Source organism: Kitasatospora sp. NPDC087271, from assembly GCF_044744605.1.
Taxonomy (GTDB): Bacteria; Actinomycetota; Actinomycetes; order Streptomycetales; family Streptomycetaceae; genus Kitasatospora.
Map to the genome: position 1 here is coordinate 242097 of NZ_JBIUYQ010000012.1, position 16092 is coordinate 258188.

Annotated in this window: 7 protein-coding genes, 1 tRNA gene and 1 pseudogene; 6 read left to right on the plus strand and 3 right to left on the minus strand. The window is 75.0% G+C overall.

The features are described 5' to 3' along the window. Positions 1-367 precede the first annotated feature (367 nt). The 6 genes and pseudogenes from ACIO9K_RS21875 to ACIO9K_RS21900 all read left to right on the plus strand — a co-directional run. Positions 368-3652: pseudogene (locus ACIO9K_RS21875) on the plus strand (beta-ketoacyl synthase N-terminal-like domain-containing protein); the annotation flags it as partial. Between the two features lie 176 nt (positions 3653-3828). Further along, on the plus strand, positions 3829-8895 hold the full coding sequence (locus tag ACIO9K_RS21880) for an SDR family NAD(P)-dependent oxidoreductase (RefSeq protein ID WP_400332172.1): 5067 nt from the start codon (positions 3829-3831) through the stop codon (positions 8893-8895). A 244-nt stretch (positions 8896-9139) separates the two neighbouring features. Further along, on the plus strand, positions 9140-9460 hold the full coding sequence (locus ACIO9K_RS21885) for a hypothetical protein (RefSeq protein WP_400332175.1): 321 nt from the start codon (positions 9140-9142) through the stop codon (positions 9458-9460). 717 nt (positions 9461-10177) lie between these two features. Further along, positions 10178-10315: a hypothetical protein gene (locus tag ACIO9K_RS21890; RefSeq protein ID WP_400332178.1), complete on the plus strand. Its 138-nt coding sequence runs from the start codon at positions 10178-10180 to the stop codon at positions 10313-10315. Next, a complete protein-coding gene (locus ACIO9K_RS21895; protein WP_400332181.1) occupies positions 10312-11463 on the plus strand; it encodes a methyltransferase domain-containing protein in 1152 nt (383 codons plus the stop codon). The genes ACIO9K_RS21890 and ACIO9K_RS21895 overlap by 4 nt, the downstream gene beginning before the upstream one ends. A 241-nt stretch (positions 11464-11704) precedes the next feature. Then, positions 11705-11781: transfer RNA gene (locus ACIO9K_RS21900), tRNA-Met, on the plus strand. 123 nt (positions 11782-11904) lie between these two features. Here the strand turns inward: ACIO9K_RS21900 and ACIO9K_RS21905 are convergent. From ACIO9K_RS21905 to ACIO9K_RS21915, 3 genes are read right to left on the minus strand one after another with little or no spacing between them, the layout of a single operon-like run. Next, positions 11905-14043: a xanthine dehydrogenase family protein molybdopterin-binding subunit gene (locus ACIO9K_RS21905; RefSeq protein ID WP_400332184.1), complete on the minus strand. Its 2139-nt coding sequence runs from the start codon at positions 14041-14043 to the stop codon at positions 11905-11907. Further along, positions 14040-15038: a xanthine dehydrogenase family protein subunit M gene (locus ACIO9K_RS21910; RefSeq protein WP_363624332.1), complete on the minus strand. Its 999-nt coding sequence runs from the start codon at positions 15036-15038 to the stop codon at positions 14040-14042. Before ACIO9K_RS21910 ends, ACIO9K_RS21905 begins: the two co-directional genes overlap by 4 nt. Continuing rightward, a complete protein-coding gene (locus ACIO9K_RS21915) occupies positions 15035-15547 on the minus strand; it encodes a 2Fe-2S iron-sulfur cluster-binding protein (protein ID WP_363588800.1) in 513 nt (170 codons plus the stop codon). The genes ACIO9K_RS21910 and ACIO9K_RS21915 overlap by 4 nt, the downstream gene beginning before the upstream one ends. Between the last annotated feature and the right edge of the window lie 545 nt (positions 15548-16092).

Here is a 16092-nt window from a genome sequence, read left to right on the forward strand (position 1 = left end):
GTTCTACCGTGCGACCGCCAAGCGGCGCGCCCGCTACGTCGACGCGGACATGCTGGTGGAGCTCGTCGCCAACGCCGACTTCGACTTCGCGGACCGGCACCTCCGCGAACTGCCGGAGGACGCCGTCATCGTCCGCGTCCGATTTCATTGACGTCCGACGGCCACTGCCGATCCTCCCCGTCCGGGGCGCTGCTTCGCAGAAGCGCCTCAGTTCCTCAGCGGCCGCAAGCGCAGCTGCGGCGAGTCCGCACGACTCGGTCTGTGTCCGCGTGCTACTGGGTACGGAGGAGATCGACGGGGGAGCGGGTCGCGAGTGGCGAGAGGTCGGAGCCGGGGCGTGAGTGGTGAACTGCGGCATGACGATCTGGTGAGGCCGCTGCCGGAGCTGCTGAAGAGGCACGCCGAACGGTCGGGGGACCGGGTCGCGTTCCACGACTTCTCACGTGGTGTCAGCTACGCGGAGTTGGAGCGGCGGACCGGGCGGCTGGCCGGGTCGCTCGCGCGGGCGGGGGTCCGGCGCGGCGATCGGGTGGCGCTCTGCCTGGGCAACTGCGTGGAGCTGGTGGAGGGTTGCCTCGCCGTGCTGCGGGCGGGGGCGGTCGGTGTCCTGCTCAATCCCCGGTCCTCCGACGACGAACTCGACTACTACCTGCGGGACAGCGGCGCCTCGGCCGTCATCACCGACCCCGCGCACCTCACACAGCTCCACCGCCTCGGCGCCGCGTACCGCGGCCTGCACACCGTGCTCACCGGGGCGGGCCCGGTCCCCTCGAACGCCCCCGACGGCACCGTCCTCTTCGAGGCTGCGGCCTCGACCGGGGACGGGCCCGCGGCCCCCGACGACCTGGGGCTCGACGATCCGGCCTGGCTGCTCTACACCTCCGGGACCACCCACCGCCCCAAGGGCGTGCTCTCCACGCAGCGCGGCGCGCTGTGGTCGGTGGCGGCCTGCTACGCGCCGGTCTTCGGGCTCTCTCCCGAGGACCGGCTGCTGTGGCCGCTGCCGCTGTTCCACAGCTTCGGGCACTCCCTCGCGATCCTGGGCACCACGGCCGTCGGCGCGAGCACCGCGATCGCCGGCGAACTGCCGACGTCCGGCGAGGTCCTGACACCGGGCGACCTCTGGCGCACGCTGCGCACCCCGAGCGCCGTCCTCGGCGGGCCGTTCACCCTCCTGGCCGGCGTCCCCACGACGTACCACCGGTTGATGGCGTCGGCGAGGGACACCCCGCTCCCCGCGCCGCGGCCCGGGCTGCGGCTCTGCGTCACGGCGGGCGCGCCGTGTCCGCCCGAGCTGCGCGGGGCGGTGGAGGAGACGCTCGGCGCGCCGCTGCTCGACGTCTACGGCAGTACCGAGACCTGCGGCGCGATCGCGGTGACCCGCCCGAACGGCCCCCGGATCGACGGGTCCTGCGGACTGCCGGTACCCGGCGTCGAGGTCCGGGTCGTCGATCCGGACAGCGGCGCCGACGTCCTCGCGGGCGACGAGGGCGAGATCTGGGTCAGCGGTCCGAATCTCATGACGGGCTACCACGACCAGCCGGAAGCGACGGCCGCCGCGCTGCGCGAGGGCTGGTACCGGACCGGGGACCTCGGCCGGCACGCCGAACACGGCCACCTCGTCCTCACCGGCCGGGTCAGCGAACTGATCATCCGGGGCGGCGAGAACATCCACCCCACGGAGGTCGAGCACGTCCTGCGGGGCTGTCCCGGGGTACGGGACGCCGTGGTCCTGGGCCTGCCGCACGCCGTCCTCGGCGAGGTCCCGGTCGCCTTCGTGGTGCCCGGCCCGGAGGGCCTGGACCCGCGGCTGGTGCTCGACGTCTGCCGCTCGCAGCTCGCGGACCACAAGGTCCCCGTCGAGGTCCGCGAGATCGCGGCCGTCCCGCGCACGCCGTCGGGCAAGATCGTCCGCCATGCGGTGCTCAGCGACCCGGTTGCGGCGCCGGCGCCGGCCGGCGGCTCCCTGGACCGCGGGCTGCTGTCGCTGCCCCGGGAGGAGCAGGAACGCGCGCTGTGCGCGAGGGTGTGCGCCGAGACGGTCCGGGTCCGCGGCCGCGCGCCGGAGAGCGGGCTCGACGCGGACGGCTCGTTTGCGGACCGCTCGTTCGTGGACGGCTCGTTCGTGGACAGTTCCTTCGCGGACCTCGGGCTGACCTCGCTCGGCGCCATCGAGCTGATCGACCGGCTCGCGGCGTCGACCGGGCTGAGCCTGCCGACGACGCTGGTCTTCGACCACCCCACCCCGGCCGCCGTCGCCCGCCACCTGCACACCGAACTGATCGCCGCCGTACCCGCCGTACCCGCCGTACCCGCCGTACCCGCCGTACCCGCCGTACCCGCCGTACCCGCGCCCGCCACCGCACCGCGGACCGCCGAGCCGGAGGAGCCGTACGACCGGGACCCGGTGGTGATCGTCGCCATGGCCTGCCGCTACCCCGGCGACGTGGAATCCCCCGAAGGGCTCTGGGAGTTGGTGTCGCAGGGCACGGACGCGATCTCGGACCTGCCGACCGACCGGGGCTGGGACCTGGCCACCCTCTACGACCCCGACCCGGACCGGATCGGCACCTGCTACACGCGCAGTGGCGGATTCCTGCACAGCGCCGCGGAGTTCGACGCGGGCCTGTTCGGCATCTCGCCGCGCGAGGCGCTCGCCATGGACCCGCAGCAGCGGCTGCTGCTGGAAGTCACCTGGGAGGCGTGGGAGCGGGCCGGGATCGACCCGGCGTCCGTCCGGGACAGCGACACGGGCGTCTTCCTCGGCGTGATGTACGGCGATTACGCCTCCCGCTTCACCGAGCACGAACTGGAGGCCCACCTCGCCCTGGGCTCGGCCGGCAGCGTGGCCTCCGGCCGGCTCTCCTACGTGTTCGGTCTGCGCGGGCCCGCGATCACCGTCGACACGGCGTGCTCGTCCTCGCTGGTCGCCGTGCACCAGGCGGCCCAGGCGCTGCGCTCGGGCGCGTGCTCGCTGGCGCTGGCCGGCGGCGTCACGGTGATGGCGACGCCCAACCCGCTGGTCGCGTTCAGCCGCCAGCGCGCCCTCGCGCCCGACGGCCGGTGCAAGTCGTTCTCGGCGACGGCGGACGGCACCGCCTGGGCCGAGGGCGCCGGGGTGCTGCTGCTGGAGAGGCTGTCCGACGCGCGCCGCAACGGACACCCGGTGCTGGCCGTGGTGCGCGGCAGCGCCGTCAACTCCGACGGCGCGTCCAACGGCCTGACCGCGCCCAACGGCCGCGCCCAGCAGCGCCTGATCCAGCTGGCGCTGGCGGACGCCGGGCTGCGCGCGCACGAGGTGGACGCCGTGGAGGCGCACGGGACGGGCACCGCGCTCGGTGATCCCGTCGAGGCGCGGGCGCTGCTCGCCGGCTACGGCCGGGGCCGGGGGCCGGAGGACCCCCCGCTGTGGCTGGGCAGCGTCAAGTCCAACCTCGGACACACCCAGGCCGCCGCCGGAGTCGCCGGGATCATCAAGATGGCCCAGGCCATGCGGCACGGCGAGTTGCCCAGGACCCTGCACGTGGCAGCTCCCACCCCGCACGTCGACTGGTCCGCGGGCCGGGTCGAGCTGCTGACCGCCGCCCGGCCGTGGCCCGCGCCCGTCGGCCGGCCGCGCCGCGCCGGCGTGTCGGCCTTCGGGATCGGCGGCACCAACGCGCACGTGATCATCGAGGAGCCGGCCGCCGCCGACCGCGCCCCGAGCCAGCAACCCGCGCCGCCGCCGGGGCCGGTGTCGCCAGCGGCAGTGCCGTGGCTGGTCGGCGGGGCCGGTGTCGCCAGCGGCAGTGCCGTGGCTGGTCGGCGGGGCCGGTGTCGCCAGCGGCAGTGCCGTGGCTGGTCGGCGGGGCTGACGAGGCGGCCCTGCGGGCCCAGGCGCGACGGCTGGCCGACTACGTCGCGGCCCGGCCGGGCCTCTCGCCGGCGGACGTGGGCTTCTCGCTGGCGGTGTCGCGGTCGGCGCTCACGCACCGGGCGATGGTGCCGGCCGGGGACCGCGAGCGCATGCTGGCCGGACTCCGGGCGATCGCCGACGGCACGCCCGCCGACGGCACGTCCGGCAACGGCACGTCCGGCAACGGCACGCCCGGCGCCGGGGCGTTGACGCGCCTGGCCGACCCGCGCACCCGTACCGCCTTCCTGTTCACCGGGCAGGGCGCGCAGCGCACGCGGATGGGCGAGGAGCTACGGGAGGCGTTCCCCGCGTTCGCCGAGGCCTTCGACGAGGTCTGCCACGCGCTGGACGGCGAACTCGACCGGCCGCTGCGCACGGTGATCCGCGCCGAGCCGGACTCGCCGGACGCCCTGCTCGACCGCACGGACTTCACCCAGGCCGCCCTGTTCGCCTACGAGGTGGCGCTCTTCCGGCTGGTGGAGTCCTGGGGCGTGCGGGCCGACTTCCTGGCCGGGCACTCCGTGGGCGAGTTGGCGGCCGCGCACGTCGCCGGAGTGCTGGACCTCGCCGACGCCGTACGCCTGGTCGCGGCGCGCGGGCGGCTGATGCGGGCGCTGCCCGAGGGCGGGGCGATGGTGGCCCTCGACGCGGCGGAGCACGAGGTCCTGCCCGAACTCGCGGACGTGGCCGACCGCGTGGCGATCGCCGCGGTCAACGGACCGCGTGCGGTGGTGCTCTCCGGCGCGCGGGACGCGGTCCTCGCCGTCGCGGCGCGGTTCGAGGCCCGCGGCCGCCGCAGCACGCGGCTCAAGGTCGGCCACGGTTTCCACTCGCCGCTCGTGGACCCGGTGCTCGACGAGTTCCGCCGCGTCGCCGAGACGCTGGAGTTCCGGCCGCCGCGGATCCCGGTGGTCTCCACCGTAACGGGATCTCGGGCGGCGCCCGGAGAACTGGGCTCCGCGGACTACTGGGTGCGGCACGCGCGGCTTCCCGTCCGGTTCGCCGAGGCCGTGGAGTGGCTGGGCGCCAACGGTGTCGGGGGCTTCCTGGAACTCGGCCCGCGGCCCGTGCTCACCGCGTACGCGCAGGAGTGCCCGGCCGTCCAGGACGGCGGCCCGGCCCCGCAGAGCGGCGGCGGCCCGGTGTTCGCCTTCGCGGCCCGCGACGGCGAGCGGGAGCCGGACACGCTGCTGGCGGCCGTGGCCCGGCTCCACGTGCGCGGCGCCGCCGTCGACTGGCCCGCGGTGTTCGCGGAGCGCGGGCTGCGACGCGGGCTGCGACGCGTGGAGCTGCCGACCTACGCCTTCCAGCGCCGGAGGTACTGGCTGGACCCGCAGCGCCCGGCCGGGGCGGGGGCCCGCCCGGGCCCCGGCGAGCATCCGCTGCTCGGCCCGCCGTTCGAGGTGCCGGGCACCGGGCACACGGTGCTCTCCGGCCGGCTGTCGGCGAGTGCCCAGCCGTGGCTCGCCGACCACGTCGTCGGTGGGGCGCCGCTCGTGCCGGGGGCGGCGTTCGTCGAGATGGCCGTGCGCGCGGGCGACGCGGTCGGCTGCGGCACGCTGGAGGAGCTCGTGATGCTGCGGCCGCTGGCCCTGCCCGCCTCGGGGGTGCGGGTCCAGGTCGTGGTGGGGGCGGTGGACGACTCGGGCCGACGGCCCGTCGAGATCCACGCGCGACCGGTGGAGCCCGCCGAGCCCGCCGAGCCCGCCGAGCCAGCCTGGACGCCGCACGCCACCGGCCTGCTCACCCGCACGCCCGAGCCGGGGACGGCACCGGAGGGGTACGGCCTGACGCAGTGGCCGCCGCCCGGGGCCGCGGAGATCGAACCCGCCGGCGCCTACGAGGCCGCGGCGGAGCGCGGTCTGGCCTACGGGCCCGCCTTCCGCGGCGTGCGCGCGCTGTGGCGGCGGGGTGCGGAGGTGTTCGCGGAGGTCCGGTTGCCCGAGCCGTGGACGGCCGAGGCAGGCCGGTACGGCATCCACCCCGCGCTCCTGGACGCCGCCGCGCACGCCTCGATGCTCGCCGTGTCCGCTCAGGGAAGCGGCCCGGATGCGGACGCGGGCACGGACGCGGGCGGCGCCCGGGTGCCGTTCCAGTGGAGCGGCGTGTGCCTGCACGCCGCCGAGGCGTCGACGGTCCGGGTGCGGATCGCGCCGGTCGGCGAGGCAGGCGCCGCCTCGGAGGACGGCGCGTTCTCGATCACGCTCACCGACCCGGCGGGCCGCCTGGTGGCTCGCGTCAACTCCCTCTCCACCAGGGAACTTCCGGTCGGGCACCGCGATCCCGGGCAGGACATCGCCCAGCGCGCTCTGCTGCGCCCCGACTGGTTCCCCGTCGCACTGCCCGGCCGGGCACCGCAGTCGGCGGGCTGGACGGTCCTCGGGCCGGACCAGCTGAACCTCGGGGCCTTCGTCCCCCTCGCCGCCGGCCCGTCCTCACCCACGAACGGCCCCTCCTCACCCACGGACGGCGCGGCCCCGCCCCGCCACCTGGCGGTCACCGCCGTCGGCTCGGAATCGGAAACGGACCGCGACCCGCTCGCCGACGTCCACCTGCTGACCATGCGGGTGCTCAAGGTCCTCCAGGACTGGCAGGACGATCCGGCCACCGCAGGCTCGCGGCTCGTGGTGGTGACGCGGAACGCCACCGCACGCACGCCGGACCTGGCGGGAGCCGCGGTCTGGGGGCTGGTGCGCACCGCGCAGTCGGAGCTGCCGGGGTGCGTGGTCCTGATCGACGTGGACGAGGATCCCGCCTCCCTGCGCCTGCTGCCCGCGGCGGCCGCCAGCGGCGAGCCCCAACTCTCCCTGCGCGCCGGGCGGGCGACGGTGCCACGGCTGGTCGCCGCCCAGGCGGCGGCCCACCTGCCCGAGCCCTGGCCGGCCGAGAGCGCCCCGCCCCGCCGCTCCGGCGCCTTCGACCCGGACGGCACGGTGCTGATCACCGGCGGCACCGGAGCGCTGGGCGCGGACCTGGCCGGGCGCCTGGTCGACGCGTACGGGGTCCGCCACCTGCTGCTGACCGGGCGGCGCGGCCCGCACGCACCGGGCGCCGACGCCCTGCGCGCGAGTCTGTCGGAGCGGGGCGCGCAGATCAGGATCGTCGCGTGCGACGTGGCCGACCGGGCCCGGCTCGCCGAGCTGATCGAGCAGTGCGACCCCCCGCTGACCGCCGTCGTGCACGCCGCCGGGGTCCTCGACGACGGAGCACTGGCCGCGCTGTCCCCCGAGCGGCTGGCGGCGGTCCTGCGGCCGAAGGCGGACGCGGCCTGGCACCTGCACGAGTTGACCCGCGACCGGAGCCTGTCGGCCTTCGTCCTGTTCTCCTCGGTCTCGGGCGTGCTGGGCCGGGCGGGCCAGGGCAACTACGCCGCGGCGAACTCGTTCCTGGACGCGCTCGCCCAGCACCGGGCCGCCGCCGGTCTGCCCGCCGTCTCGCTGGCGTGGGGCTTGTGGGGCCACGACGCGGGCATGGCAGCCCAGTTGACCGAGGGAGTGGGGCACCCGAGGCCCGACGACGTGGTTCGGGCGTTCACCCCCGCCCAAGGACTGGCCCTGTTCGACGCGGCACTGCGGACGGGAGCCCCCGTACTCGCGCCGGTCCTGCTGGACCGGGCCGCGCTGCGCGCCGCCGCAGGGCAACTACCGTCGCCGCTGCGCGACCTGGCGCGCCACGGCCGGCCCGCCGCCGAGGCGCAGAGCGGCGCGACCGAACCTTCCCCGGGCCCCCGGGACCGGGAGGGCTCGGAGCCCGGAGCGTGGCGCACGCTGCTGGCCGGGCTGCCCGCCGAGGAGCGCGGGGCCGCGCTCACGGAACTGCTGCGCGGCGACGTGGCCGCGGTACTCGGCTACTCCGGCGCGCAGGACCTCCCCGCCGGCAGGACCCTGGCCGAGCTCGGCTTCGACTCCCTGACGGCCGTCCAGTTCCGCAGCCGGCTGAGCACGGCCCTGCGCCTGCGGCTGCCCGCGGCCGTCGTGTTCGAGCACCCGGCGATCGAGGACCTCGCCCGTCACGTACTCGACCTGCTCGACGACCTGCCCGACGGACTGCCCGACGACCTGCCCGATGGCCTGCTCAAGGACCTGCCCGACGGCACACCGCGTGAGCGGCCCAGCAGCCGGCCCGCACCGCCCACCGGCCGCCCCGCGCAGACGCTCGCGGCGTTGTACCGCGCTCTCTGCGAGCAGGGCCGGCCGGCGGCCGCGATGCACCTGGTGGTCGCGGCGTCCTCGGCCGCCGCTACGTTCGGCGCCGACGACGCCGCGGAGCACGCCGTGCCGCCGCTGCGCCGGGCCCGGGGCCGCGCCGGTTCCCCGGTCGTGGCCTTCTTCCCCGACCACCGCCCGTTCCCCGCCCTCCCGGGCGGCGGGTTCGCGGCCCTGCACGCCTGCTTCGACGGCGAGTTGGAGGTCCTGGAGTTCCCGCACCCGGGCATCGGCGCGGGGCACGCCGTTCCGGCCGACCGGGAGACACTCGCCCGCCTCCACGCCGAGACGGTGCTGCGGCACGTCGGCGACCGGCCCGTCGTCCTGGTCGGTGCTTCCGCCGGGGGCGCCGTCGCGCACGCCGTGACCCGACGTCTCGAACTCGGGGGATCCGCTCCCCTGGGACAGGTGCTGATCGACACGTATCTCGTCCACCAGGGCAACCACTCCACGGACTGGCTGACCGCCCTGGCCGCCCCGCCGGCCCCGTGCCTCGGCGCGGACGGGTCCACCGGCGACGAGGACGCCGCCGTCGCGGCCATGGGCGCCTACACCGGGCTCTTCCTGGACTGGCGCCCGGAGCCCGTGGACACCCCGACCCTCCTCGTCGGCGCCGCGCGGCCGACCCCGCTGATGGCGGCGCGCGCGGACGGCGACTCCTGGCGCACGACCTGGCCGCTGCCGCACGAGCGCGTCGAGGTGCCCGGCGACCACCTCTCCCTGGCGCGGGAGGACGCCGCCACCACGGCGGCCGCGATCCGCGCCTGGATCGACTCCCTCGCCCACCCCGGTTAAGTCCTGCCTTTCGGATCAGCGTGTGCAGCCGGGGGAGCGGGAAGTCGGCCCGTCCGACTTCCCGCTCCCCCGGCACCGGTCGCCGGGTGCGCGGGCGAACCCCGTTCGGGTGAAGCGCCGGACGGCCCGGTGGAGGCAGTGCCGGGGCGGGGTAACGGGTGATCGGGAGTCACGGGAAGCCGAGCGACGCGGGGTTCCCGGGCTCCCGTCGATGCCCTGACGAACCCAGCACGGGAGTCCCCTCATGCACCTGCGTTTCAGCCCGCGCGCAGCGGTCGTGGTCACCGCCGGCGTCCTCGCCCTGTCCCTGGTCAGCCCCTCCACGGCCTCGGCGGCCCCCGGCGTCGTGATCATGGATCGCGGGGGTGAACGGGAGGAGGTCACGGACCCGGTGCCCGGCCAGTGCCACCGCGGCCTCGGCCCCGACACCACGATCGTGAACTTCACCAGCGGCCCCATCCGGCTGTTCACCGACCGCAACTGCCGGTCGAGGATCTCTTCCCTGCTGGACCCGGACGGGGCCCGGGAGGACGTGAACGTCGGCAGTTTCATGGCCATCACCTGACCACCGCCCCACCCGGTCACCTGCCGCCGGACCGGCTGCAAGGCGGTCCGGCGGCCGTACCCGAGTCCCCCGGGCCGGCGGCCCCCACGGTGCCGTGCAGATGCGACAACGAGGCTTTTCCGCCCACCCCGAGTGGTCGCGTCACCAGGCCATTCCGGGTGTCATCATCCAGAGGGCCGGCCAAGCCAGTACCAGTCGGCTGCGGACAGGCCGCCCCGTCGATCGGGCGCCGCGACACGATCGCCATGACCGGACCCGGCCAGTTCCTCGACACGGCAGCGGACCGCATCCACGCCTTCGCCCACGCGGGCAGCGACCTCGCCGGCGCCGCACACCACGGAGGACTCACCCGCGGGCTGCGCGCCGTCCTCGCGCACATGGTCGTCTTCCACTGGAACCGCGCCGGAATACCCACGGCAGACCAAGCGCTCCTCGCCCGTGGGGCCCGCAGCCACATCCTCGGCGCCCCCCGCGCACATCCCGCCCGACCCCACCCGTGGACCAGCCGAGCAGCCGTTCCCAGCACAAGTGAGCCGATGAACACTGTGCGCAGGGCAGGGGGATCGGCTATCGAACTCCCGTCCCGGGCTGTTGATTGAGGTCCATCCCGCCCGGGGCGGGGTACTACCCCTGCCGCACGGCAGGTTCCCGCTGCGCCCTCGGGTGCAGCGGGAACAGCACCGCCCCTACAAGCCGAACCGAGAAGGGACGCTGACCATGGGAGACGAGAACAAGGGTGGACCGAACGACGGCAGGGGCGGCGGGCACGCCAAGCCCGGCTCGCCGGCCATCGGCCCGAACCCCTCGAAGGACGGCCAGCAGCGGACCCCGGCGCCGAAGCACAAGAAGAGTTGACCCCCGAACAGCAGCGGGCCGCACTGGTGGCGGCGCTCACCGACGCCGGTTCCCTGCCCGCCGAATGGGCTCCGGCCGTGGCGGCCGTGCCGCGACACGAGTTCCTCCCCGACACCATCTGGGCGGACGAGGACGGCGGCGACACCGAGTGCAGCCGGACCAAGGAACCCGAGCGGTGGATGCGGCTCGCCTACAGCGACCTGCCGATCGTCACGCAGTGGGACGACGGTGCCGGGGACGGCGACCACCGTACTCCCACGTCGTCGGCATCCATGCCCACCATGGTGGCCGAGATGCTGTCCGACCTGGACGCGGTCCCCGGGCATCGGGTGCTCGAAATCGGGACGGGCACCGGCTACAACGCGGCGTTGCTGGCGCATCGCCTGGGCGCCGAAACGGTGTCCACCGTCGAGGTGGACGCGCAGGTCACCGCGCGAGCCCGCACCGCACTTCGCCGGACCGGCTACACCCCCGAAGTCGTGTGCGGGGACGGCGCGCTCGGGTGGGGCGTACGCGCCCCGTACGACCGGATCATCTCCACCGTGTCACTGCGGGACATCCCGCCCGCCTGGGTAGCTCAGACCCGGCCGGGCGGGGTGATCGTCAGCCCCGTCTCACCGTTGCTGGGCGGCGGGGCGGTTGCGCGGCTCACGGTGGGCGGCGACGGGACGGCAAGCGGTCCGTTCACCCGATCGGCGGCGTTCATGATGCTGCGGCAGCAGCGCTACCAGGGCACTCCGGTGGACGACTACCTGCCGGGTGAATGGCCGGGCGACTCCGGGCAGTCCTGGACGAGCCTCGACCCCGAAGCCATCGGGGGCGACTGGCTCGCGCAATTCGCCTGCGCCCTCGCCCTGCCGGACGTGTACTACCGGCGGAACGAGTTCGGTGACGGCGGCTGGACGTGGTGGCTGTTCGACACGGCCGTCACGTCCTGGGCAACGGTCGACTCCGTGCCCGGGGAATCCCGGTTCGAGGTCCGCCAGTCCGGGCCCCGGCAACTGTGGGACGAGACGGAGGCCGCCTACACCCGGTGGACGGCCGCCGGACGCCCCGGCTACGAGCGATACGGGCTCACGGTGTCACCTGCCGGACAGGCGGCTTGGTTGGACGAGCCCGGCAATCCCCTCCCGGGGCACCGCAAGTAGAGCGGTAGCTGGGGGCGTGGGGTTCCAAGCGATTGGCACCGCTTGTTCTCCCCGCGCCCCCGCTCGCACAGAGCGGGGATCGGCTCCGGGCCGGGTCAGCAGTTCGGAACGGGGTCGGTCTCGCTGGCGGCCTCCGCCGGGCCCCGCGAAGGATTGGCCGGCGAGGGCGGCCCTGCGGAAGTGGCTGCCGGGAAGCCGATTAGGTGATCGCCGCCGGGTGCCGTACGGTCGGTACTACCGACGCGGGGTGGAGCAGCTCGGTAGCTCGCTGGGCTCATAACCCAGAGGTCGCAGGTTCAAATCCTGTCCCCGCTACCACGAACGCCGAAGGGGCGGACGCGCAGTGCGCGTCCGCCCCTTCGGCGTTCTTCGCATCGCCGACTCGGCCGCCCACCAACGGCGAAGTCGGGCCGGGGGCGGCGGTGTCCGGGCGGCGTCGGGTCAGCGGCCGATCAGGGACTCGGGGCGGATGGGTAGTTCGCGGACCCGGACGCCGGTGGCGTGGTGCACGGCGTTGCTGATCGCCGCCGCCGTGCCCACGATGCCGAGTTCGCCGATCCCCTTGGAGCCCATCGGATTGAGGTGGGGGTCGGGGTCGTCGATCCAGTGCGCGTCGACGGCGGTGACGTCGGCGTGTGCGGCGACGTGGTAGGCGGCCAGGTCGCGCTCGACGTGCCCGCCGAAGGACGGATCGGTGGTGCTGTGCTCCAGCAGGGCCATCGACAGCCCCATGATCATCGCGCCGGTCAGCTGGCTCCGCGCGGCCAGCGGGTTGATGACGCGTCCGGCCGCGAACACCCCGAGCAGGCGGCGCACCCGTACCTCGGCGGTGTCCTGGTCGACCTGGACCTCGGCGAACTGCGCGCCGAAGGCGTGCCGCGCGTACTCCTGGCCGGTGCTCCCCACCTCCTCGGCGGTGTCGGCGTGTCGGGTCAGCCCGTCGGAGGGTGGCCGCCCGCCGTGCTCGGCCAGTGCCGTGCGCAGTTCCTCGCAGGCCCGGTGCACGGCCCATCCCCAGGAGGCGGTGCCGGAGGAGCCGCCCGCCAGCGGCGCCTTCGGCAGGTCGCTGCGGCCGATCCGCAGCTCGACGCGCCCGGGTGCGACCCGCAGGGCGTCGGCGGCGATCCGCACCAGCGCGGTGCGCGCCCCGGTGCCGATGTCGGTGGCATTGACCCGCAGCAGGAAGCTTCCGTCGGGGCGGGCGTGCGCCTCCGCGGTCGCGGGACCGACCAGCACGGGGTAGGTCGAGGCCGCCACACCCGTGCCGAGCAGCAGCCGGCCGTCCCGCCGGACACCGGGGCGGGGGTCGCGGTCGGCCCAGCCGAAGCGCCGGGCGCCCTCGCGCAGACACTCGACCAGGCGGCGGCTGCTGAACGGCTTCCCGCTGTCCGGCTCGAACGCGGGTTCGTTGCGGATCCGCAGCTCGACGGGGTCGAGGTCGCAGGCCAGGGCCAGTTCGTCCATGGCGGACTCGAGCGCGAACATGCCGGGGCACTCACCGGGCGCCCGCATCCAGGAGGGGGTGGGCACGTCGAGCCGGGCGACCCGGTGGACGGTGCGGCTGTGCGGTGCGGCGTACATCATCCGGGCGGGGACGGCGGCCTGCTCGACGAATTCGCGCAGCGTGGAGCTGCGGGTGGCCACCTCGTGGGCGAGCGCCGAGATCCGGCCGGTGGTGTCGGCGCCGATCCGGACCCGTTGGACGGTGGGGGAGCGGTGCCCGACCAGGTCGGCGAGCTGGGCGCGGGCCAGGCAGAGCTGGACCGGCCGTCCGACCGCACGGGAGGCCAGCGCGGCCAGCACCGTGGGCGCCCGGGTGGTGCCCTTGGAACCGAAGCCGCCGCCGACGTGCTCACTGACCACCAGGACGTCCTCGGCGCGCAGGCCGAAGAGCTTCGCCAGGTTCTCCTGGCTGTTGCCGGAGCCCTGGCTGGCGTCGTGGACGGTGAGCCGGCCGCCGTCCCAGGCGGCCGTCGCGGCGTGCGGCTCCATGGGGTGGTTGTGCAGCGGCGGCAGGTGGTAGGTGGCGTCCACCTGGTGCGGGGCCGTCCGGTACGCGTTGTCGAAGTCGCCTCTGGCGCGCTCCGCGGGGTAGCCGCCGTTCGCCTCCTCGGGGGTGTAGAGGCCCGGGTGGTCGGCGGTCAGCAGGACGTCGTGGGGCTCCCGGGTGCAGCTGATCCGCAGCGCGCGGGCGCCGGCCCGGGCGGCCTCCGGGGTCTCGGCGACCACCAGCGCGACCGGCTGCCCGTGATGGGCGATCCGCGCGGACTGGAGCACGGCCAGCGTCGGGTCGTCGGTCGGGGCCAGCCGCTCGGCGTTGCGGTGGGTGATCACCGCGAGGACGGCCGGGTCGGCGAGGGCGTCGGCGTCCTCGACGGCGTCCACCACGCCGCGCGCGAGCGAGGCGGTGACGAGCCAGGCGTAGGCGGTGCCGGCCGGGTGGTGGTCGGTCGCGTACCGGGCGCGGCCGGTGACCTTGTCGGGCCCCTCCACCCGGGTGAGCGAGGTGCCCCCGTGCTCCTGCTGCTCCTGGCGACCCTGGTGTTCCTGGCGGTCCTGGCGGTCCTGGTGAGCCGTCATCCGAGGTCCTCCTGCTGCGGTGTGAGGTCGGCGAGGACCCGTACGGCGACCTCGCGTGCCAGCGGCACCTTGAACGCGTTGTCCCGCAGCGGCCGGGCGGCCGCCAGTTCGGCGTCCAGCGCGGCCCTGAAGACCTCCTCGGTGGCGGGCTGCCCGAGCATCGCCCGCTCGGCGACCGTCGCCCGCCAGGGCTTCGCCGCCACGGCGCCGAGTGCCAGTGCGACCCGTGCCACCCTCCCCTCGCGCGCCACGAGTACGGCGGCGACCGAGACGGTGGCGAAGGCGAACGAGGCCCGCTCGCGCACCTTGCGGTAGGCCGAGCGGGTGCCCGACCACGGCGGTGGCAGGTCGACCGCGGTGATCAGCTCGCCGGGGCGCAGCCCGGTCTCGCGGGCGGGGGTGTCCCCGGGCAGCCGGTAGAACTCGGTGAGCGGGCAGCAGCGGGACCCGGTCGGACCGGTCATCCGCACCTCGGCGTCCAGCGCCGTCAGTGCCACCGCGAGGTCGGACGGGTGGGTGGCCACGCAGTCCGCGGAGGCCCCCAGCACGGCCAGATCCCGGTGCACGCCCTCGCGCGCGGGGCAGCCGGAGCCGGCGACGCGCTTGTTGCACGGCTTGGTGACGTCCTGGAAGTACGGGCAGCGGGTGCGTTGGAGCAGGTTGCCGGCGGTGGTGGCGAGGTTGCGCAGTTGCCCGGACGCCCCCGACAGCAGGGCCTGGGACAGCGCGGGATAGTGCAGCCGGACCAGCGGGTGCGCGGCCAGCTCGCTGTTGGGCACCGTCGCGCCGATCCGCAGACCGCCGCCGGAGACCGGTTCCACCAGGCCGAGCGGCAGCCGGCTCACGTCCACCAGCAGCTCCGGTGCCTCCACACCGAGCTTGAGCAGGTCGACCAGGTTGGTGCCGCCGGCGAGGAACCTGGCTCCTGGGACCTGCGCGGCCAGCGCCACGGCCGAGGCGACGTCGGCGGGCCGGTGGTAGCCGAAGGGCTTCACGGGGCGACCTCCCGGACGGCGCGGACGATGCCGGGGTAGGCGCCGCACCGGCAGAGGTTGCCGCTGAGGCGTTCGCGGATCTCCGCCTCGTCCAGCGGCGACGGCGCCTGCGGGTCGGGGTCCGTCACGGCGCTCGGCCAGCCCTTCGCCGCCTCCGCGAGCATCCCGACCGCCGAGCAGAGCTGCCCGGGCGTGCAGAAGCCGCACTGGAACGCGTCGTACTCGATGAACGCCTGCTGGAGGGGGTGCGGCCGGTCGCCGCCGGCCAGGCCCTCGACCGTGGTGACGGCGGCCCCGTCCTGGGCGACCGCGAGCACCAGGCAGCTGTTCACCCGCCGCCCGTCCAGCAGCACCGTGCACGCCCCGCACTGTCCGTGGTCGCATCCCTTCTTCGCCCCCGTCAGCGCCAACCGCTCGCGCAGCAGGTCGAGCAGCGTGCGGCGGTGATCCACCTCAACGGTGTGCTGGTCACCGTTGACGGAGAGCGTGACGGTACTGGCCACATCCATGGCTTCCTCGGGGGGTCGGTCGGCAGCCGACCGCGCCGGCCGGCACCGTGATGCCTTCCACCGCCGGGGCGGAGCCCGCATCCGGGGGGCCTGGAACCACCGGTTCGGTCCCGTGCGGTGGCCGCGCGGTCCTTACTTGTCTTGGGCGCCGACCAGGGGTAGTGTTCCCTAGTCGCTCGGCAGGGAGCACCGGACACGCATCGGCGCGGACGGTCCCGGGGCGGCCAATCCTCTTGAAATGCCATGTCCTGGTTCGGGCTGGGTCGCGCTTTGTCGCGGCTTGGTTCCTATTCGGCGTGTTCGTTTTATTGGATTGCGGTCGATTCGCTTTTTGGAGTGGAGATCGGCTAGAGTTTGAAACGTCGGACGGGGCGTCAAGCCGCAGAAGACGCCAGCGACTTGGATGAACGAAGCGCCGGAAACGGAGCGGAAAACATCTGGTAAGCTGGGAACACGAAAGAACGAAGCGCCCGGAGGGCCCGCTGGAAGGCGGTCCGAAGGAAGTGTCCGTTCCTTGAGAACTCAACAGCGTGCCAAAAGTCAAC